Source organism: Streptomyces bullii, assembly GCF_042657145.1.
GTDB classification, from domain to species: Bacteria; Actinomycetota; Actinomycetes; order Streptomycetales; family Streptomycetaceae; genus Streptomyces; species Streptomyces bullii.
In genome coordinates this window covers 430,056-449,270 of the sequence record NZ_JBHSNY010000007.1, presented here as the reverse complement: position 1 = coordinate 449,270, position 19,215 = coordinate 430,056, and the positions used below count along the sequence as shown (strand labels likewise).

The 19,215-nt window shown below is 72.0% G+C and carries 16 protein-coding genes and 1 riboswitch; of the genes, 2 read left to right on the top strand and 14 right to left on the bottom strand.

What is annotated here, in order from left to right; all coding sequences use genetic code 11:
- Nucleotides 1-44: 44 nt before the first annotated feature.
- The 14 genes from ACFPZJ_RS22505 to ACFPZJ_RS22440 form a co-directional block, all read right to left on the bottom strand.
- Entirely contained in the window at nt 45-1,337 is a 1,293-nt protein-coding gene (locus ACFPZJ_RS22505) for a class I SAM-dependent methyltransferase (RefSeq protein WP_381024463.1), read from the bottom strand.
- A 320-nt stretch (nt 1,338-1,657) separates the two neighbouring features.
- Entirely contained in the window at nt 1,658-3,046 is a 1,389-nt protein-coding gene (locus ACFPZJ_RS22500) for an NAD(P)/FAD-dependent oxidoreductase (protein WP_381024460.1), read from the bottom strand.
- A 491-nt stretch (nt 3,047-3,537) separates the two neighbouring features.
- A complete protein-coding gene (locus ACFPZJ_RS22495) occupies nt 3,538-4,479 on the bottom strand; it encodes a Ppx/GppA phosphatase family protein (protein ID WP_381024457.1) in 942 nt (313 codons plus the stop codon).
- Complete coding sequence (locus ACFPZJ_RS22490; RefSeq protein ID WP_381024454.1) at nt 4,476-5,009, bottom strand: DUF501 domain-containing protein; 534 nt, start codon at nt 5,007-5,009, stop codon at nt 4,476-4,478. Before ACFPZJ_RS22490 ends, ACFPZJ_RS22495 begins: the two co-directional genes overlap by 4 nt.
- Nucleotides 5,010-5,089: 80 nt before the next feature.
- Nucleotides 5,090-5,566 (bottom strand): FtsB family cell division protein, encoded by a 477-nt coding sequence (locus tag ACFPZJ_RS22485; protein ID WP_381024452.1) that lies wholly within the window; start codon nt 5,564-5,566, stop codon nt 5,090-5,092.
- Nucleotides 5,567-5,692: 126 nt separating this feature from the next.
- The gene (gene eno, locus ACFPZJ_RS22480; RefSeq protein WP_381024449.1) at nt 5,693-6,982 is read right to left on the bottom strand and encodes a phosphopyruvate hydratase; all 1,290 of its coding nucleotides are present in this window, start codon (nt 6,980-6,982) and stop codon (nt 5,693-5,695) included.
- A gap of 268 nt (nt 6,983-7,250) precedes the next feature.
- Nucleotides 7,251-7,928 carry a transglycosylase family protein gene (locus ACFPZJ_RS22475; protein ID WP_381024446.1) on the bottom strand — a complete coding sequence of 226 codons (678 nt, stop codon included), beginning with the start codon at nt 7,926-7,928 and terminating at the stop codon, nt 7,251-7,253.
- A gap of 4 nt (nt 7,929-7,932) precedes the next feature.
- Nucleotides 7,933-8,104: riboswitch (cyclic di-AMP (ydaO/yuaA leader) on the bottom strand.
- A 205-nt stretch (nt 8,105-8,309) separates the two neighbouring features.
- Nucleotides 8,310-9,302, bottom strand: coding sequence for a transglycosylase family protein (locus ACFPZJ_RS22470; protein ID WP_381024443.1), 993 nt, complete (start codon nt 9,300-9,302; stop codon nt 8,310-8,312).
- Between the two features lie 145 nt (nt 9,303-9,447).
- Nucleotides 9,448-10,755 carry a cytochrome P450 family protein gene (locus tag ACFPZJ_RS22465; protein WP_381024440.1) on the bottom strand — a complete coding sequence of 436 codons (1,308 nt, stop codon included), beginning with the start codon at nt 10,753-10,755 and terminating at the stop codon, nt 9,448-9,450.
- A gap of 155 nt (nt 10,756-10,910) precedes the next feature.
- Nucleotides 10,911-11,912, bottom strand: a complete 1,002-nt coding sequence (locus tag ACFPZJ_RS22460; RefSeq protein WP_381024438.1) for a nucleoside triphosphate pyrophosphohydrolase — start codon at nt 11,910-11,912, stop codon at nt 10,911-10,913.
- Between the two features lie 86 nt (nt 11,913-11,998).
- Complete coding sequence (locus tag ACFPZJ_RS22455) at nt 11,999-12,646, bottom strand: SurA N-terminal domain-containing protein (protein WP_381024436.1); 648 nt, start codon at nt 12,644-12,646, stop codon at nt 11,999-12,001.
- A gap of 145 nt (nt 12,647-12,791) precedes the next feature.
- Nucleotides 12,792-14,279, bottom strand: coding sequence for a serine/threonine-protein kinase (locus ACFPZJ_RS22450; protein WP_381024670.1), 1,488 nt, complete (start codon nt 14,277-14,279; stop codon nt 12,792-12,794).
- 38 nt (nt 14,280-14,317) lie between these two features.
- Nucleotides 14,318-14,986 (bottom strand): hypothetical protein, encoded by a 669-nt coding sequence (locus ACFPZJ_RS22445; RefSeq protein ID WP_381024434.1) that lies wholly within the window; start codon nt 14,984-14,986, stop codon nt 14,318-14,320.
- Nucleotides 14,987-15,153: 167 nt separating this feature from the next.
- The gene (locus ACFPZJ_RS22440; protein WP_417801333.1) at nt 15,154-17,430 is read right to left on the bottom strand and encodes an N-6 DNA methylase; all 2,277 of its coding nucleotides are present in this window, start codon (nt 17,428-17,430) and stop codon (nt 15,154-15,156) included.
- Nucleotides 17,431-17,622: 192 nt separating this feature from the next.
- Here ACFPZJ_RS22440 and ACFPZJ_RS22435 point away from each other — a divergent pair, with 192 nt between their 5' ends.
- Both ACFPZJ_RS22435 and ACFPZJ_RS22430 read left to right on the top strand, forming a co-directional pair.
- Nucleotides 17,623-18,309 carry a hypothetical protein gene (locus tag ACFPZJ_RS22435; RefSeq protein ID WP_381024432.1) on the top strand — a complete coding sequence of 229 codons (687 nt, stop codon included), beginning with the start codon at nt 17,623-17,625 and terminating at the stop codon, nt 18,307-18,309.
- Nucleotides 18,310-18,377: 68 nt separating this feature from the next.
- Complete coding sequence (locus tag ACFPZJ_RS22430) at nt 18,378-19,208, top strand: hypothetical protein (RefSeq protein ID WP_381024430.1); 831 nt, start codon at nt 18,378-18,380, stop codon at nt 19,206-19,208.
- Nucleotides 19,209-19,215 lie beyond the last annotated feature (7 nt).

The following is a 19,215-nucleotide window of genomic DNA, read 5'->3' as shown; positions in this document are numbered from 1 at the left end:
GCTCGGGCCCCGTTCCCGCCGGCGGGAACGGGGCCCTTGGCGTGTCAGTTCCAGGTACGGGCCCGCAACGGCATGCCGGACATGCCCGACTCGGGGGTCTTCACGGCCAGGACCTGGTTGACGCCGATGCGGTTGTGCTCGAAGGCGAGCGCGGAGGCGGCCATGTACAGCCGCCAGACACGAGCGCGGCCGGGGCCGGTGAGCTGCGTGGCCCGGCCCCAGTCGGCCTCCAGGTTGGCGACCCAGCGGCGCAGGGTGAGGGCGTAGTGCTCGCGGATCGACTCGACGTCGCGCACCTCGAAACCGGCGCGCTCCAGCTGTGTGACGGTCATGCCGATGGGCTGCAGCTCGCCGTCGGGGAAGACGTAGGAGTCGATGAACGCGTCGACCTCGTAGCGCGACTCGTCCCGTTGCGGGCGTCGGGCGATCTGGTGGTTGAGCAGCCGGCCTCCGGGCCTGAGGAGGCGGTGCAGATCGGTGGCGTACTCCAGGTACCGTTCGGCGCCGACGTGTTCGGCCATGCCGATGGAGGAGATCGCGTCGTACGGTCCGTCGCGCACGTCGCGGTAGTCCTGTACCCGGATCTCGGCCTTGTCCGTGAGCCCCTCGTCGGCGACGCGCTTGCGGGCGTAGGCGGCCTGTTCCTGGGAGAGGGTGACGCCGACGACGGTGGCGCCGTGCTCACGGGCGGCGTGGATGGCCAGCGAACCCCAGCCGCAGCCGACGTCGAGCAGACGCTGACCCGGCTTCAGGGCGAGCTTGCGGCAGACCAGTTCGAGCTTGTCGCGCTGGGCGGTTTCGAGGGTGCTGTCCGGGGCGGGCCAGTAGGCGCAGGAATACACCATGGACGGCCCGAGGACGATCTCGTAGAAGTCGTTGCCGACGTCGTAGTGGTGGCTGATGGCGCGTCTGTCGGTGCTCCTGGTGTGCAGGTGACGGCGGGGCCTGCGGGCCTCCTCGCGGGGCGGGGCGGGCGGCAGCGGGGGCCCGGCGAGCCGGAGCAGCCCGCGTACGGCGGACCTGACCTCGGGGTCGCGCAGGGCCTGGGCGAGGGTGCGGGCGTCCTCGCCGCGCTCCCAGACGATGCCGGCGAGCAGGTCGAGCGCGGTGTAGAGGTCTCCGTCGATGTCGAGGTCGCCGGCGACCCAGGCGCGCGCGAGGCCCAACTCCCCGGGCTTCCACAGGAGGCGGCGCAGAGCGCGGCGGTTGCGTACGACCAGGGTCGGCGCGGTGGGCGGGCCCGCTTCCGAACCGTCCCAGGCGCGGATGCGCAGCGGGAGCGGGGCTCCCACCATCTGTTCCACGAGGCCCTTCAGCCGCGGTGCGGCGTCTGGCATGGTGCACCACCTCCGTGACAGGTGATCCCGGAATGTCCACACCCACGTAAACACCTACGGGGCCGAAGCGCAGTCCCCGGCACGCGTCATGCCTTCGCAAAACCGTCTCTGCACGCCCGGGAGGCGGCGTGCCGCCCCGCCATGACGGTCTGCCGAGCACCTGCCCTTCGGCTCCGCCCCTGCCCCGGTCCTTGCCCACCCCACGCCCGGGACAAGCCCCGACCGGCCGCCGTTCGCAAGGAGAGAACCCCACCCGACGCCGAAGGACCTCCCGCACCACGGATGGCGGGAGGTCCTTCGGGTGGTTCAGGCGCCTGGGGTCAGGAGGCCTTGGCCTTCTCCTCGGTCTTTTCCTTCGGGGCGGCGGCGACCGGTGCCGGCTTCGCGGCCTCGTAGAACTCCTCGCGCGGGGACTCGATGGCGCCCAGGGACACCACCTCGCGCTTGAGGAACATGGCGAGGGTCCAGTCGGCGAAGACGCGGATCTTGCGGTTCCAGGTCGGCATCGCCAGACCGTGGTAGCCACGGTGCATGTACCAGGCGAGACGTCCCTTGAGCTTGATCTTCATCTTGCCCATGACGATCATCGCCACGCCCTTGTGCAGGCCGAGACCCGCCACCGCGCCCTTGTTGGCGTGGCTGTACTCCTTCTGCGGGAAGCCCCGCATGCCGGAGACCACGTTGTCGCCGAGGACGCGCGCCTGGCGCAGCGCGTGCTGGGCGTTGGGCGGGCACCAGGCGTTCTCGTTGCCGGCCTTGCGGCCGACGAGGTCCGGGACCTGGGCGTTGTCGCCCGCGGCCCAGATGTAGTCCGTGCCCTTGACCTGGAGCGTCGGCTCGCAGTCGACGTGGCCGCGGGGACCGAGGGGCAGGCCGAAGCGGGCGAGGGCCGGGTTCGGCTTGACGCCGGCGGTCCAGACGATGGTGTTGGAGTCGACCTCGAGGCCGTTCTTCAGCACCACGTGGCCGTCGACGCAGGACTCCATGGAGGTGGACAGGTAGACCTCGACGCCGCGGCCCTCGAGGTGCTCCTTGCCGTACTTGCCGAGCTTGGGACCCACCTCGGGCAGGATCTTGTCGGCGGCGTCGACCAGGATGAAGCGCATGTCCTCGCGGGACACGTTCTTGTAGTACTTCGCCGCGTCGCGGGCCATGTCCTCGACCTCGCCGATGGTCTCCGCACCGGCGAATCCACCGCCCACGAAGACGAAGGTGAGCGCCTTGCGGCGGATCTCCTCGTCGTTGGTGGAGTCGGCCTTGTCGAGCTGCTCGAGAACGTGGTTGCGCAGGCCGATGGCCTCCTCGATGCCCTTCATGCCGATGCCCTGCTCGGCGAGGCCGGGGATCGGGAAGGTGCGGGAGACCGCGCCCATGGCTATGACCAGGTAGTCGAAGGGCAGCTCGTACGCCTCGCCCACCAGCGGGGCGATCGTGGCGACCTTGCGGTCCTGGTCGATGGTGGTGACCCGGCCGGTGAGGACCTCCGCCTTGGGGAGCACGCGCCGCAGCGGGACGACGACGTGACGCGGGGAGATGCTGCCGGCGGCGGCTTCGGGGAGGAAGGGCTGGTAGGTCATGTACGACCGGGGGTCGACGACCGTGACGGTCGCCTCTCCGTAACGCATCTTCTTGAGGATGCGCCGAGCTGCGTACAGGCCTACGTACCCACCGCCTACTACGAGGATCCTGGGACGCTCCGTGGTGCTCATGCCATCGAGTATCCACCCGCCTCAGGGGGGTGGCTCGTGCGCCCCTTCACAAGCTCCGGCGGGGCCTGTGTTACACTCCCGCGCCCACGTGACGGACGTCATGGTGGCGAGCGGGAACCGGCCTCCGGCACGGACCGTTGTCAATGCCGCGTGAGCTGCCTCTCTGGGTCGCTCGTCCCCCTGTGAGGCCGCTCGCCGACCCCTCGGCGGGTCTCTCCGGAAGCACCGTGAAAGTCCCCTTCTGAACGTGTTCAGGGGCCGGTTGACCCCCCGGACGGGTCAACGGGGACGCTTTCTTCGTCCTGCCGGGCCCAATTCCTTGTGAAGAACTTCACGAACTTTTTCGGCGGGATGTCACCGGGACGCCCGGGAGCCCCCGGAGAGCGTGCTCAAACGGCGTCCGGGCCGCTCAGCCGGGGTTGAGAACCGGGTGGCCTGGGGTAGCGCACCGGGGGTCCGGGGGTCGGAAACCGGGGGCCTGACCTGCCGGGTCAGGCGACGGACCAGGCGATGCCGTCCAGGATGTCGTGTTCGCTCACCACGACCTCCTCCGCGCTGATCCGCTCCATGATCGACAGCAGGACGAGGGCGCCCGCGCCGATCACGTCCACCCGGCCCGGGTGCATCGACGGGATCGCCGCGCGTTCGGCGTGGGTGGAGTGCAGCAGACGGGTCGTGATCTCGCGGACCCGGTCGTGGGAGACGCGGGAGTGGTGGATCGCCGTCGAGTCGTACTCGGGCAGGTCCTGCGCGATCGCCGACACCGTCGTGACCGACCCGGCCAGGCCGACCAGCGTGCGTGCCTCGCGCAGCGGGACGGTCTCCTCGGCGAGGTCGAGGGCGGCCTCGATGTCGGCGCGCATCGCGGCGATCTGCTCCTCGGTCGGCGGGTCGGACACGACCCCGTCCCTGACGAGGTGGCGCTCGGTCATGCGGACGCAGCCGACGTCGACGGAGCGCGCCGCGCGCACGTGGTCGTCCCCGACGACGAACTCGGTCGAGCCGCCGCCGATGTCCACGACGAGGAACGGCCGGTGCAGGTCCTGCCGTCCCGTCAGCTCCCGGGTGGCGCCGGTGAAGGAGAACTCGGCCTCCTGGTCGCCGGTGATGACCTCCGGCTCGACGCCCAGGATGTCCAGCACCCCGCGTACGAATTCGCCCCGGTTCTCGGCGTCCCGGGAGGCGGAGGTGGCCACGAAGCGCAGCCGCTCCACGCCGTGCTCCTTGATGATCCCGGCGTACTCGCGGCAGGCCGCGAAGGTCCGCTCCAGCGCCTCGGGCGCGAGGCGTCCGGTGCGGTCGACGCCCTGCCCGAGGCGGACGATGGTCATCCGGCGGTCCAGGTCGACGAGCTCGCCGGTGGCCGGGTCCGCGTCGGCGACGAGGAGCCGGATCGAGTTCGTACCGCAGTCGATCGCGGCGACACGGGTCACTGGTCGTCCTCCTCGGCCGTGGTCGTCACGCACGGTCCCTTGCGCCACCACTCCGGCAGCATCGCCAGGGCCTCGTCACCCAGGGGGTTGACCCCGGGCCCGGCCGCCAGCGAGTGGGCGACCAGCACGTGCAGGCACTTCACCCGGTCCGGCATGCCGCCGGCACTCGGGAAGCCCGTCAGCTCCTCGATCTCGTCTCGGCGCCGGATGTAGTCCTCGTGCGCGGCGCGGTAGGCGGCGGCCAGCTCGGGGTCGGTCGCCAGCCGGTCCGTCATCTCCTTCATCACGCCGTCGGCCTCCAGCGTGCCGATCGCCGAGGAGGCGCGGGGGCAGGTCAGGTAGTACAGCGTCGGGAACGGCGTCCCGTCGGGCAGCCGCGGTGCCGTCTCCACGACGTCCGGCTGTCCGCACGGGCAGCGGTGCGCGATCGCGCGCAGCCCGCGCGGGGGCCGCCCGAGCTGCTGCTTGAAGGCCTCGACGTCCGCGTCGGTGGGTGCGGTGCGCGGAGTCGTCGGCGGAGGCGTTTCCATACCTGTCTTTCTACGGTGTCACTGCGGTCTGGGTGTCACTGAGGTCTGGGGTGTCACTGGCCGTCACCGCGGTCCGGGTCTCACTGGTCGGAGGCGTCGGACTTGTCGACTCCGTCCCAGACGTTCGAGTACCAGGGGCGGTCGGCCGCTCCCAGGTCGGCGCGCGAGCGCTCGGCCGCGCCCGGGTCGATCACGATGTAGCCGGTCTCGCCGGGCATGACGTAGTGCAGCCGCTCGCGGATCTGCTGCTCGGCGTACGCGTCGTCCTTCCAGCGTGCCTTGGCGTCGCGCAACTGCTCGACCCGCTGCCGGGCCCGCTCCTGCTGCCGCTGGAGGTCGGCGATCTCGGCGCGCTGGGAGACGTACTGCCGCATCGGGTAGGCCAGGGCCACGATGAGCGAGCACAGCACCAGGGCGAGCAGCGCGGCCCGGCCGGTCAGCCGGGAGCGGCGGGCCTGGCGCCGGGTCTGCGAGCGGTAGACCCGGGCCGCGGTCTGCTCCCCGATCAGCCGGATCCTGGTCGCGGTGGAGAAACGGTCCCGGTCCTTCACGGCCATGGTCGCCCCGCCTCCCGTTCACATGTCACACGCGCGTACGTCCCCGCACACGGTACGGGACCGAGTACGGGGACGTACGTACGACTGGCTAAGCCTTGACCCGTCGAGGGTCAGCCCTTGCCGTGCTCAGTGGTTCGCGGAGCGGAACCGCGGGAAGGCGCTGCGGCCGGCGTACACCGCGGCGTCGTCGAGGATCTCCTCGATGCGCAGCAGCTGGTTGTACTTGGCGACGCGCTCGGAGCGGGCCGGTGCGCCGGTCTTGATCTGGCCGCAGTTGGTGGCGACGGCCAGGTCGGCGATGGTGACGTCCTCGGTCTCGCCGGAGCGGTGGGACATCATGCACTTGAAGCCGTTGCGCTGGGCCAGCTCGACGGCGTCCAGGGTCTCGGTCAGGGAGCCGATCTGGTTCACCTTCACCAGCAGGGCGTTGGCGGCGCCCTCCTCGATGCCGCGGGCCAGGCGCTCGGGGTTGGTGACGAACAGGTCGTCGCCGACGAGCTGGACCTTGTCACCGAGCTGGGCGGTGATGGTCTTCCAGCCCTCCCAGTCGTCCTCGAACAGCGGGTCCTCGATGGAGACGAGCGGGTACGCCTCGACGAGCTCGGCGTAGTACTCGGTCATCTCGGCCGCCGAGCGCTCCTTGCCCTCGAAGACGTACACGCCGTCCTTGTAGAACTCGGACGCGGCCACGTCGAGGGCGAGGGCGATCTGCTCGCCGGGGGTGTAGCCGGCCTCCTTGATCGCCTCGAGGATGAGGTCGAGGGCCTCGCGGTTGGAGCCGAGGTTCGGGGCGAAGCCGCCCTCGTCGCCGAGGCCGGTGGCCAGGCCCTTGCTCTTCAAGACCTTCTTGAGGGTGTGGTAGACCTCGGCGCCCCAGCGCAGGGCCTCGGAGAAGGACTCCGCGCCGATCGGGGCGATCATGAACTCCTGGATGTCCACGTTGGAGTCGGCGTGCGAGCCGCCGTTCAGGATGTTCATCATCGGCACCGGCAGCAGGTGCGCGTTGGGACCGCCCAGGTAGCGGAAGAGCGGCAGGTCGCTGGCCTCGGAGGCGGCGTGGGCGACGGCGAGCGAGACGCCGAGGATGGCGTTGGCGCCGAGGGAGCCCTTGTTGTCGGTGGCGTCCAGGTCGAACATCGCCTGGTCGATCAGGCGCTGCTCGGTGGCGTCATAGCCGACCAGCTCCGGGCCGATCTGCTCGATCACGGCGAGGACGGCCTTCTCGACGCCCTTGCCCAGGTAGCGGTTCGAGTCGCCGTCGCGGAGCTCGATGGCCTCGAAGGCGCCCGTGGAGGCGCCGGACGGGACGGCGGCACGACCGGTGCTGCCGTCGTCGAGGCCGACCTCGACCTCGACCGTGGGATTGCCTCGGGAGTCCAGGATTTCCCGGGCTACGACGACGTCGATGGACGGCACGAGCATCTCCTTCTTGCGATGTGACGCGGGGTCCCCCCGGGCCGACGCCCGGCAGGTGCAGTCCGCGGTGGGCTCTGCGAGACGAGCCTAACCGGCTCCGGGGGATCGGCCAGCCGGTCACCCACACTGTGGACGGAACCGAGAATAAATTGTTTCCGAACGGAACAAAAGGGGGTTGTGTCCCGTGGATTTTCGGGACATGACCCCGCCCCGGCGCGTACGGGGGAACACGCACCGGGGCGGGAGACGGGGAGGGCCGCTGCTCCTCTTACTTCAGGTGCAGCTGCTGGCCCGGGTAGATGAGGTCGGCGTCCTGGACGATGTCCTTGTTCAGCTGGAACAGCTTCTCCCAGCCGCCCTTGACGTCGCGCTCGGCCGCGATGGAGCTGAGGGTGTCGCCCTCGACGACCTTGTACTCGCCGTCGCCCTTCTTGACCTTCTTGCCGGTCGGGGTGGTGACGGTCTTCTGGCTCTTCTCGGCCTGGGCCGGGCGCTCGGCGGAGCGGGAGGCCGGCTGCTGCTCGGTCTCACGGGTCTCGGTGGAACCGGTGCTCGCCGAACCGCCGTTGTACGGGGCGCTCGACAGGTTCTTGCCGCAGACCGGCCAGGCACCCTTGCCCTGGCCCGCGAGGACCTTCTCGGCGATCTCGATCTGCTGCGCCTTGGTGGCCTGGTCGGCGGTGGAGGCGTACTGGGTGCCGCCGTACGCGGCCCAGGTGGAGGCGGAGAACTGCAGGCCGCCGTAGTAGCCGTTGCCGGTGTTGATGGACCAGTTGCCGCCGGACTCGCACTGGGCGACGGCGTCCCACTCGGAGGCGGTGGCGGCGGAGGCGTTGCCGGCCGCCATCAGCGGGGCGGCGACGGCGGCGCCGGCGACACCGGCCATGGCGACGGCGCGAACGGCCCTGGACGGACGACGGTGCTTGCCCTTGCTGGAAAACAGCATGGATGGATCCCCTCACCGACGCCTGCGAGGTGAGCTGTCGGGTTCGGGCCGGTTGAGTTGCCCGGCCGCGCCCCTCACGGGACACGGCTTCACCCCCAGCCGGATCCAGCAGCCTCAACTGCCGGGCCCGGCGCCTACCTTGGGTCCCCCGCTCCTGCCTACGGCGCGTGACGCGACGACTGTTCCCATGCGGCCGCCGGCAGGATTCGGCGTGACGGCAGCAGGGGCTCGCGGCTTGCGAGCGGTCATGACCGTAGACACGCGATCCGCGGAATTTCAAAGACGATCAGGGCTTCTGAGATCTATCTCTCATCACTCTTACAAAGGACATTCAACGCAAACGGTGACCCGAACTCCCGCTGTTCTGCGGTCCGTTTCTCGCTACTCTTCTCCCGCTACGACCCCGACTTCAAGGGTCTGACCGGGGAGGATGAGGTCCGGGTCGGCGCCGACGACCTTCTCGTTCTCGGTGTAGAGAGCGCGCCATCCGCCCCTGAGGTCAAGGGAGTCGGCGATGGACCACAGACTGTCCCCGGCGCGCACGGTGTAGGAGCCGTCCACCGCGTCACGCGCGTCCGCGTCACCGCGCGAGGCATGCCGGCCCGTCGACTCTGCCGCGCGAGCGCGCTCCGCGCCCTCCTCGGCACTGGGGCCGCGATGCCGGCCGGTGGCGGCCGACCCGGTGTCGGTCAGCGCCGAAGAGCCGACGTTTCGCCCCGCGTTGTCCGCATCTTCGCTGCCGGAGTCGCCCGCGGACGTACCGTCGGCAGCCTGTGCGCCACCCTCGTCGGAGCCGGCAGACGTGCCCGACTTGGCCGATTCGTCCCCGATATCCGACGACCCGTCAGACGAAGTCGAGGGGGAGGGCGACCCGGAGGAGCCCAGGAGGCCGGAAGAGCCGGAGGAGTCAGAGGAGCCGGAAGAGTCGGACGAAGTAGAAGAGCCGGACGATCCCGAGGTGTCGCCCGCCACCCCGGTGTCGATGTCGAGCGTGGCCGAGTCCTTGTCCAGGCCGGCGAGCAGCCCGCAGGTGCGCCAGACGCCGACCCCTTGGTCGGCGAGGATTCTCTCGGCGACGGCTATCTGCTGGGAACGGCTGGCCAGGTCCGGGCTCGCGGCATAGTCGAGGCCGCCGTACGTGTCCCAGTTCTCCTGGGAGATCTGCAGGCCGCCGTAGTAGCCATTGCCGCTGTCCTGGCTCCAGGCGCCGCCCGTCTCGCAGTCCGCGACCCGGTCCCAGGTCGTTCCGTCGGCCGCGCTCGCGCCGGTCGCCCCGAGAAGCGGGATCGCGATGGCGGAGCCGGTCACTCCGGCCGCGACGAGGAGGGCCGGAGCCTGACGGGGGCGACGGTGACGACCGTTCCCGGAGAGCATACGGAGACCTTTCACGAGACAGCGGTGACCGGCACGGCGGGCTGTTCGCGGCCGCCGCGCTGATGGGTGAACGTATCGGCAGACGATCACTTGTCACAAGTTCATGCCGCGCAGATCACGTGAAGATCACAGAGGTGAGGGTGTGTCACGTTTGCGCCGATGGCGGGGACGGTCGTGCCGCTTCGGCAGGGGGTGTGAACTCCACCGGCAGGGTGCGCAGCCCGCGCATGATGAGCCCGCCGCGCCAGCGCAGATCGGCCGGGTCCGCCGCGAGCCGCAGGTCCGGGAGGCGGGTGAGGAGCGTGCCGAGCGCGGTCTGGCCCTCCAGTCGGGCGAGCGGGGCGCCCAGGCAGTAGTGGATGCCGTGGCCGTAGCCGAGGTGCTGGTTGTCGCGGCGGGAGAGGTCGAGCAGGTCGGGGTCGGCGAACCGTTCCGGGTCCCGGTCCGCGGCGGCGAGGACGACGAGGACGGGGTCGCCGGGAGCGATGTCCTGCCCGCCGATGGCCAGCGGCTGTGTGGCGAACCGCCAGGTGGCGAGCTCGACGGGGCCGTCGTAGCGCAGGAGTTCCTCGACGCCGGTCTCCAGCAGGCCGCGTTCACCGGCGGCGAGGGACTTCTGGAGCCGGTCCCGCTCGTCGGGATGGGTGAGGAGGGCGTACGTCCCGTTCCCGATCAGGTTGACGGTGGTCTCGAACCCCGCGAAGAGAAGGATGAAGGCCATGGCGGCGGCCTCGTTCTCGGTGAGGTGCTCGCCGTGGTCGGAGGCGCGGATCAGGCCGGAGATGAGGTCCTCGCCGGGGGCGGGTTCGGGCGGGAGCGCCTCGCGCTTGCGGTGGATGAGGTCGGCGAGGTACCCGCGCATCTTCTTCACCGACCGCGCGACCCCGCCCCGGGGACCGCCCTGATGGCGGATCATCATGCCCGCCCAGTCCCGGAAGTCGTCCTGGTCCTCGGGCGGGACCCCGAGCATGTCGCAGATGGCGTAGATGGGGAGCGGGAAGGCGAACTCGTGGATGAGGTCGGCGGAGCCGGTGGGAGCGAACCGGTCGATGAGCCGGTCGGTCAGCTCCTGCACCCGCGGGGCGAACTCGGCGACGCGGCGTGGTGTGAACGCCTTGCTGACCAGCCGGCGCAGGCGGGTGTGGTCCGGCGGGTCGATGTTGAGCAGATGCGTCATCAACTCGGCCTTGCGCTCCCCGGGGATCCCGGTCTTGCCCTTGGCGTGCGCGGGCTCGTCGTGGTGCGCCGGGTTCTTGGAGAGCCGGTTGTCGGCGAGCGCCTGCTTGGCGTCGCCGTACCGGGTGACCAGCCAGGCCTCGACCCCGCTGGGGAGCCTCGTCCTGTGCACGGGGGCGTGCTGCCGGAGCCAGGCGTAGGCGGGGTAGGGGTCGGTGGCGAACTCCCAGGTGAAGAGTTCCGGGGCGGGGCTGTCGGGGGTGGGCCGGGTGGTCACTCCTCGACGGTATCCAAAGGTCGCTCCGCGGGCCGTTCCGCCCCGGCCCTCTCCCGGTCCCGCCAAGCCGCGCCGCCGCACCCGTAGGCGACCACCGCCGCCGACGACTGCCCGCGAGGGCGGCGCTCCTCAGGCGTCCACCCCCTCGGCGCTCCTCAGGCGTCCACGTCCTCGGCGGCCCGCACCGCGTCCCGGTAGGCCCGGGCCGCGGCCCGCAACGCCGCCTCCGGGTCCACGCCCTCCGCCTCGGCGCGGACGGCGAGCGCCAGCAGCTCGTAGCCGACGCCCTCGACCTGGGGCAGCGGGACGTCGAGGCCCGCCGTACGGGCGCGGGACGCCAGCTTGGCGGCGAGGGCCAGGCCCGGCTGGCCGAGGGGGATGCCCTCCGTGACGGAGGTGCGCTGCTTCTCGGCCGCCTTGGTGCGCAGCCAGTGCTCCTTGACCTCCTCCGGGGTCGTCGCCGTCTCGTCGCCGAAGACGTGGGGGTGGCGGTGGATGAGCTTGGTGACGATGCCGGCGGCGACGTCGTCGATGGAGAAGGGGTGGTCCCCGTCCTCCTCGGCGATGCGGGCGTGGAAGACGACCTGGAGCAGGACGTCGCCGAGCTCCTCGCGCAGTTCGTCGCGGTCGCCCTCCTCGATGGCCTCGACGAGCTCGTACGCCTCCTCGATGCCGTACTTCGCCAGGCCCTTGTGGGTCTGCTGTGACGACCAGGGGCATTCGGCGCGGATGCGGTCCATGACCTGGACGAGGTCGAGGAGGCGGGCGCCCGGCAGGTCGTAGGAGGCGGGGAGCAGCTCCAGCTCGGGCATCTGGACGCGGCCGGAGCCGGCCAGGCGGGCCAGGCCGTCCGTGAGGGCGGGTTCGCCCTCGCCGGTCGCCACCACGACCACCGTGCGGCCTCCCGCGCAGGCGTCGATCAGTTCCTCGGCCGTCGGGGACGCCTCGTCGACCGGTATGCCCGCCTCGCGCAGGTACGGCAGCTGCGGGTGGGCCGCGTCCGCGCACAGCACCCGGTCGGCCGCGTGCAGGGCCTGCCAGGCGGGCCAGGACAGCAGGCCGGGGGCGACGCGGTGGCTGGTGGTGAGCAGGACGATGCGGCCGGTGGCGGCGTCCGGGCCGGTGCCGGGGGTGGCTTCGGGACTCGTTGCGTTCACGGTTCGAAGCTAACCCACGGACCGACCGGGGGATCAGTTGTCCACAGGGCCGAGCCGTCCAGGGCGCCGGCGGTCAGCCCGTGTCGTCACGTCGTCCGCTGTGCCTGTGCCGCGGTGACGTCCCGGACCCACGGGGTTTTCGCGTCGACGCGGCTGCTCTTCTGGACGTCCCAGGTGCCGTAGCGGGGGTTGAGGTCGACGTTCAGTTTCTCGGAGGCCTTGGACAGGGCCTTCCAGAAGTCCGGGCGGCTGGTGTCGGTGCCGAGCTTCTCGGCGAGTTTCTGGGCCTCCAGCTGGAGGCGGAGGTTCTCGTCGAGGCGCTGCGGCGGGATGCCGTACTGCTGGAGCCAGGCCGTCTCCAGCGCCTTGGCGCCGCCCGCCTGCTGCTCCAGGCCGGTGCGCATCTGCTGGATCTCCCGCCGGGTGACGGTGACGCCCGCGTCCTGGGCGGCGCGGTGCAGCACCCGGTCGAGGACCAGGGTGTGCAGCGTGTCGCGGGTGAGGGTGCCGGTTGCGGCGATGGCCTGCTGGTACTGGGCGTCGTTCCGCACCGCCGCTCGCTGGGCGGCGCGCACCTCGTCGACCCGCCGCTCCAGCTCGGAGACGGTGATCCGCTGGCCCCCGACGACGGCCGCCGCACCGGGGCGCGCATCGTTTCCGCAGGCGGTGAGGAGGGGCGCCGCGGCGGCGATCGCGGCGGTGAGGACGAGCGCGGTGCGACGGCGGCGGTGCAAGGAAACCTCCCGAGGAGATTGTGCGACGGTGCACAAAGTCTTGCGGTGATCGATGGTAGGCAGCGGCCGAGCTCTGGCCAACCCATTCGACCAACGATTCACCACGACTTCCGGCACCGCCGCGCCACGGCCGCCGCCGCGACGGTCAGCCGCGCACCTGTCCCAGCCACTGCAGGGTCCGCCGGAGCTCGGCGGCGAGCGGGTGCCCGGGGCCGTGCGCGCGCTCCAGCTCGTGCAGCAGACGGACCAGCGTGTCGTGCGCGGCGGCGCGGTCACCGAGGGCGAGGAGGAGGTGGCCGATGCGGCGGCGGACGTCGTAGGCGAGTTCCGGGTCGCCGGCGGCGACGTACCGGTTCTCGTAGTACGGCAGCAGCGCGCGGTACTCGGCGAGTGCCGCCGCCGGTTCGCCGAGCTGCTCCAGGCACTGGGCGGCCTCGTAGCGGAAGCGCAGGGACTGCGGGTCGGCCTGGCCGGCCTCGGCGGCGCGTTCGTCGGCGAGGCGGCGCAGTTCGGGCAGCGCCCGCCGGTACTGGCCGTCGTCCAGGAGCGTGGCGGCGTACTGCTTGCGCAGGGTGCGGACGACCGGGGAGTGCTCGCCGTGCTGTTCGGCGGCGACGGGCAGGATCGCGCCGAGGATGTCGACGGCCTGGGTGATGCGGCCCTCCCCGAGGAGGCGTTTGACCTCGTCGACGGCCCGGGCGACGTCCGGCTTCTCGGCGACCTGCTGTGCCGGGGCGGGCTGCGGCGCGGGGGTGCGGGCGCGGTCCGGCCAGGGGGCGTGCGGACGCAGGAAGGGGCGGGTGGGGTCGAGCGGCGCACCGGTGGGGGTGCCGCGCGCGGGCAGGAGCAGTTCCAGGTGCTCGTACACCTCCTGCGCGGAGGCGGGGCGGTGCTGCGGGTCCTTGGCGAGCAGGCGCAGGACCAGGGCTTCCAGGGCCTCGGGGACCTCGGGGCGGGTGCGGCGCACGGGCAGCGGCGGCTCGTACAGGTGCCGGTGCAGCACGCCGAGGGCCGTGGAGCCCGCGAACGGCACGTCGCCGCTGAGGAGTTCGTGCAGCAGGACGCCGAGCGCGTACAGGTCCGTGTACGGGCCGACGGCGCCGCCCATCGCCTGCTCCGGGGCCATGTAGGCGGGCGAGCCGATCGGGGAACCGGTGTGCGTGAGGCGGGTGGTGTCGGTGTCCATGACGGAGGCGACGCCGAGGTCGAGGACGGTGACCGTGCCGTCCTGCCTCACCATCACGTTGCGCGGCTTGAGGTCGCGGTGGACGATCGGCACGGCGTGCACGGCGCTGAGCACGGCGCACAGTTGCGCGGCGACCGCGACCGCCCACTGCCAGGGGTACGGGTCGTGCTCGGCGAGGTGGTCGGAGAGGTCGGCCCCGTCGACGTACTGCATGACGAGGAACAACTCCTCGCCCTCGCTGCCCGCGTCGTGCACCGTGACCAGGCCGGGGTGGTCGACCTGCGCGGTCACCCGGCACTCGCGCACGAACCGGCGGCGCAGTTCGTCGGCCTCCTGGCCGGCGACCTTGTCGGGGCGCAGCAGCTTCACCGCCACGCGCCGGTCGAGCCGCTGGTCGTACGCCGTCCAGACCTGTCCCATGCCGCCCTGCCCGATGAGCGTGGACAGTTCGTAACGGCCGGCGACGAGGCGTCCCGCCGCCACGCTCACCGTCCGCCCTCGTGCCGGCCCTCGGTGCCGCCTTCGTTGCGGCGCAGGTAGTCGCTGAGTTCGTCGAGCTCGGCACGGACCTGGTCGATGCGGGCGGGCGTGGGGCGCTGGGGCGGCGCGGTGGGCGGCGGGGGCTCCGGCAGGGGTGTGGGGGACATGGGGGGCGGGGTGTGCGGGGCCTGGGGCGGCTGCGGGCGGTGCGGGGGCCGCGGCTGGGGCGTCGCGGAGTACGGGGACGGCGTCGACGGCGCGGGCGCGGAGGGCGGGTAGCCGTACGCCGGTGCCGGCGCGGGCGCCGGCTGGGGGGCGTATCCGCCGTAGCGGAGCTGGTGGAAGTGCCGTATGTCCGCGGCCAGGTAGTACGCCATGGCGGCCACGAGCGTGCCGAGGAGCAGGGCCATGCCCGTCCAGCCGCCTACGGTGTGGACCTCGTCGCCGGGCTCGGTGCCGAGCAGGACGAGCGCGAGGACGTCGGCCAGGATGGCGAGGACGAACAGCGTCCAGTCGAGCGCCCGGCGCGTGACGATCGCCAGGCGCAGCAGCATCGTCCACGCCAGCAGGCCGATGCTGAAGATCGAGATCACCACGAACAGCACGCGCAGGAAGACCAGCCACCCCGTCGGGGGTGGCTGCTTCACCGGCTGCGTGTAGCCGTGGCCATGCATGACAGCTCCTGATGCCTGAGGTGGGCGCACGAGGGCGGCCGGTGTCGGGCGACGCCGGCCGTGCGAATGCCGCTTCGAGCGTATAGGCCGACACGGACAAGCGGTCCCGGGTTGTACCGAACCGTTGTCGTGCTGATCACTTCGTGCGAATCGCGGCGGGTTTCGGCTCAGCCGGGCGCGACCGTACCGTCCGTCAGGCCGTCGTACATCCCGCGCACCAGCTGCTCCCCGAGCCGGCTCGTGCGCCGCAGCGCCCGCTCGAACGCGTCGAGTGCGCGGAAGCGGTCGCCGTAGCGCCGTTGCTCGTCCAGGGGCAGGCGGGGCAGTTGGAGCCGGCGCACGTCGAGCCGGGTGGCGGTGGAGGCATAACTGCTGGCCTGGCGGTTGTTGGCGGTGCCGCGCAGGAATCCGGCGAGGAACCAGGGGTCGAGAGCGGTGGGATCCGGGCGCAGCAGGACGAGGTTGCGCCCCAGGGCCGCCCCCCGCGTCTCCGCGTCGATGACGCGTGCCACGGAGCCGCCGCCGAGCACCGGGACCACGACGTCGCCGGACTCGGTGAGCACCGGCTCCTCGTCGCTCTCGGGCAGTGTCCCGGAGGGGCCGGTCCCGGCGAGCACGTCGTGGTCGGTGAGCACGGGCACGCGCGCGTGGCCGCCGTTTCCGCCCGTGCGCAGCACCAGGGCGCCGCCGCGCGCGAGTTCGCCGACGGTGGTGAGCGGCCAGCGGGGTGCGGGGTGCGCGGCCGGCGGGGTGAGGTCGGCGGTCAGCCGCAGCGTCTCGCCGAGGCGCTCGCGCACGACGGTGAGCTGTTCGGCGCCGTCGGCCGCCGTCGGGGGCGGCAGGTGGCGGGCCGGCGCCAGGTCGACGTCGTCGTCGAGGAGGGCGATGACGGGCAGGGAGCGGGCCAGGCCGGGGCGTTCGTCGAGGCGGCCGGCCCGGTCGAAGGCGCGCCAGGCGTCGAGGACGGCGTCGCGCACCGCCCGCCAGTCGGGTCCGCCGCGCACCTCGCCGGCGAACTGACCCGCGTCGGCCAACAGCACCTCGGGGTGTGCGGGGGCCTGCGCGGGCGTCTGTTCGGGCCGTCGGAGCAACCACAGGTGGAGCGGGAGGTTGTACGGGGGTGCCGCGCCGACCGGCAGCGCGATGACGGCGCGCAGCGCGCCGCGGCGCAGCAGGTCGGCGCGGATGCGCCGACCGGAGCGGCGGGAGGCGGCGGCGGGGGGCATCAGGAGCACGGCAGTGCCGCCGTCGCGCAGGCGGGCGAGGGCGTGCTGCACCCAGGCCAGCTCGGACTCGTTGCGGGCCGGGAAGCCGTACTCCCAGCGCGGGTCGTAGGCGAGTTCGTCATGGCCCCAGTTGCGCTCGTTGAACGGGGGGTGGCACAGGACGGCGTCGGCGCGCAGCCCGGGGTGGGCGTCGGTGCGCAGGGTGTCGCCGACGGCGGCGTGGACGGGGACCTTGGTGTGCAGGGCGAGCCGGAGCGCGGTGAGCGCGGCGAGGTCGGGGGCGCTGTCCTGCGCGTACAGCTCCTGGTCGGAGCGGGAGGCCGCGGCGCGCAGCAGGGCGCCGGTTCCGCAGGCCGGGTCGAGCACGGTGCGCGCGGGGCCCGCCAGGTCGGCCATGAGTCCGGCGAGGTCGGCGGGGGTGAGCGTGTACTGGCGCGGGTTGGCGTCGAGGTGACGGCCGAGCAGGAACTCGAAGGCCTGACGGGCGCCGAGTTCGGCGGCGAGCTCGGCCGCGCCGCGCAGGAGGGGGGCGGAGGCGAGGAGGGCGGAGCCGGCGGGGGGACGTACGGCTGGAGCCCCTGCGGCGGGGGGACGTGCGACGGGGGAAGATGCGGCTGGGTGGGTGTTCACGGCGGCCGGGTCGTCGTCCCGGTGGGGGGCGGGCACCGGGGTCCGGCCGTTCACAGTCCCGGAGGTGTGAACAGTCGGCGGCGCGGGGGCGGACGGCTGGGTGTTCACAGCCGGGCTCGCCTGCCCCGGGCCCGCACGGTGGGCTCCGCCGCGCTCCTCCTCGTCCCGTACCGGGCCGAATCGTGGTGTGAGCACCTGCTCCAGCGCTCCGGGGAGCATCGCCGCGAGCCGCTCGTCGGAGCCGGCGCTCAGCTCCAGCCAGACGGTGGGGCGGTCGTGGATCAGCAGCAGCGCGCAGCCGACGTGGGTGAGGGCGGAGACGGGGCCCTCGGGATGGCCCACGATGTGCTGCCAGACGCGTTCCCGCAGGGGTACCTCGGCCAGTTTGCCGTGCCGGCGCAGCCAGCCCTCGACCTCGGCGAGGGCGAAGGATGGGCTCGTCTCGGTGCCGCCGACCGGCTTGGGGAAGTCGGGGTGCCGACGGCGCCAGTTGCTGACGGCGGCCCGCCCCACTCCCGCGAGCCGCGCGATTCCGGCGGCGGTCACTTCTGTGGCGTTGTCCTGCACCCGCCCCGCTCCCCTCGTCATGTGTGGTGCCGAGCATACCGACGACCGTGACATTCGTACGTTCACGGCCGTGTACACACTCGACTCCGTGAACCATGTTGACTCGGTTCACAAGCTCTGCTCTCATTGGTCCATCGAACGAGCGGCGGCCGTCAGGGAGCGGCGGTCGCGTCATGGGGCGGCCCCGTTTGCCGCCGGGGGGAGAGCACAGTCATGGGCATGAAGAGCAAGGTCGCGCTGGGCGCCGTCGTGGGGATCGTGGTCATCGGCGCGGTGTCGGCGAACGGCGGCGGGGACGGCAGCGGCTCCAGCACCTCCAAGGGCTCGTCGGCCGGTGCGCAGCGCACGGCCGGAGGCAAGCAGGCGGAGAAGGAGGCCAAGGCGGAAACCGCCGAGAAGAAGGTCGCGTTCGAGGGGGACGGGGACTTCCAGGTCGGTACGGACATCAAGCCCGGCACCTACCGCACCACCGGCAACGACGACGGCCTGTGCTACTGGGAGCGCGCCAAGGACGCCTCCGGCGAGATGGACTCGCTGCTGGCCAACGACAACGTGACGGGCACCAGTTACGTCACCGTCAAGGCCACCGACAAGATCTTCACGTCGAACGGCTGCAACGACTGGGAGGCCGTCGGCCCGAAGGCCAAGGGCTCCCCCGACGCCACGCCGGCCGGCGACGGCGGCATGCTGAGAGTCGGCCTCGACATCGCGCCCGGCACCTACAAGTCCACCGGCAACACCGACGACTCCTGCTACTGGGAGCGCAGCAAGGACGCCGAGCACTCGATCGACTCGATCATCGCGAACGACAACGTGACCGGTACGGCCGTCGTCACCATCAGCTCCTCGGACGGCTACTTCAAGACGACCGGCTGTCAGGACTGGAAGAAGACCGCCTGACCGCCCGGGGCGCAGCCCCGCATCCGCTTCACGGGCCGTCCGGCCCGCCTGATCACCAAGGAACTCCCATGCGTCGTACCGCGCTTGCCGCCCTCTGTCTCGCCGCCGCCACCACGGGGCTCACCGGCTGTCTGCCCGGCGGGGACAAGGCGGACAGCAAGCCGAGCGCGTCCCGCCAAGCCGGCCAGCACGGCACGGACGGCCGGACGGACCACTCGGACGCACCGAGCACGCCCCAGGAGAAGAAGAAAGAGCCCTTCGCCGGACTGACCGGCGGGCAGATCGCCGAACGGGCGGTGAAGGCCACCACCGGCGCCTCGTCACTGCGCATGACGGGCGACCTGCCCGACGACGAGAGCGGCGGCACGATCCGGATCGACATGGCCCTGGACAAGAAGGGCGAGTGCGCCGGGACCATGAGCCTGGACGGCGAGGGCGAGGCCGAGCTGATCAAGACCGGCGACACCCTCTACATGAAGTACGACGAGGCGTTCCTGCGCGCCCAGAGCGAGGGCGAGCCCAAGGCGGACACGGACGCGGCCGTGGCCCTGCTCGCCGGGAAGTGGACCAAGATGTCCGCCACGGGCGCCGATGCCAAGGACATCGCGACCTTCTGCGACCTCGACTCGGTGCTCGGCGGCACGGAGGACGGACACTCCCTCGCGACCCGCGGGAAGACGACGACCGTCGACGGGACGCCCGCGCTCACCCTGCACGAGAAGGACCGCAAGGAGCGCCACACCCTGTACGTCGCGACCGAGGACGAGCCGTACGTGCTGCGCCTCGACAGCCTCACCCCCGGCGACAAGGGCTCCATCACCCTGAGCGACTACAACGAGCCGGTCCCGGCCCAGAAGCCCAGCGGTGACGTCCTGGACCTGGACGCGCTGAGCGGCTGACACGCAC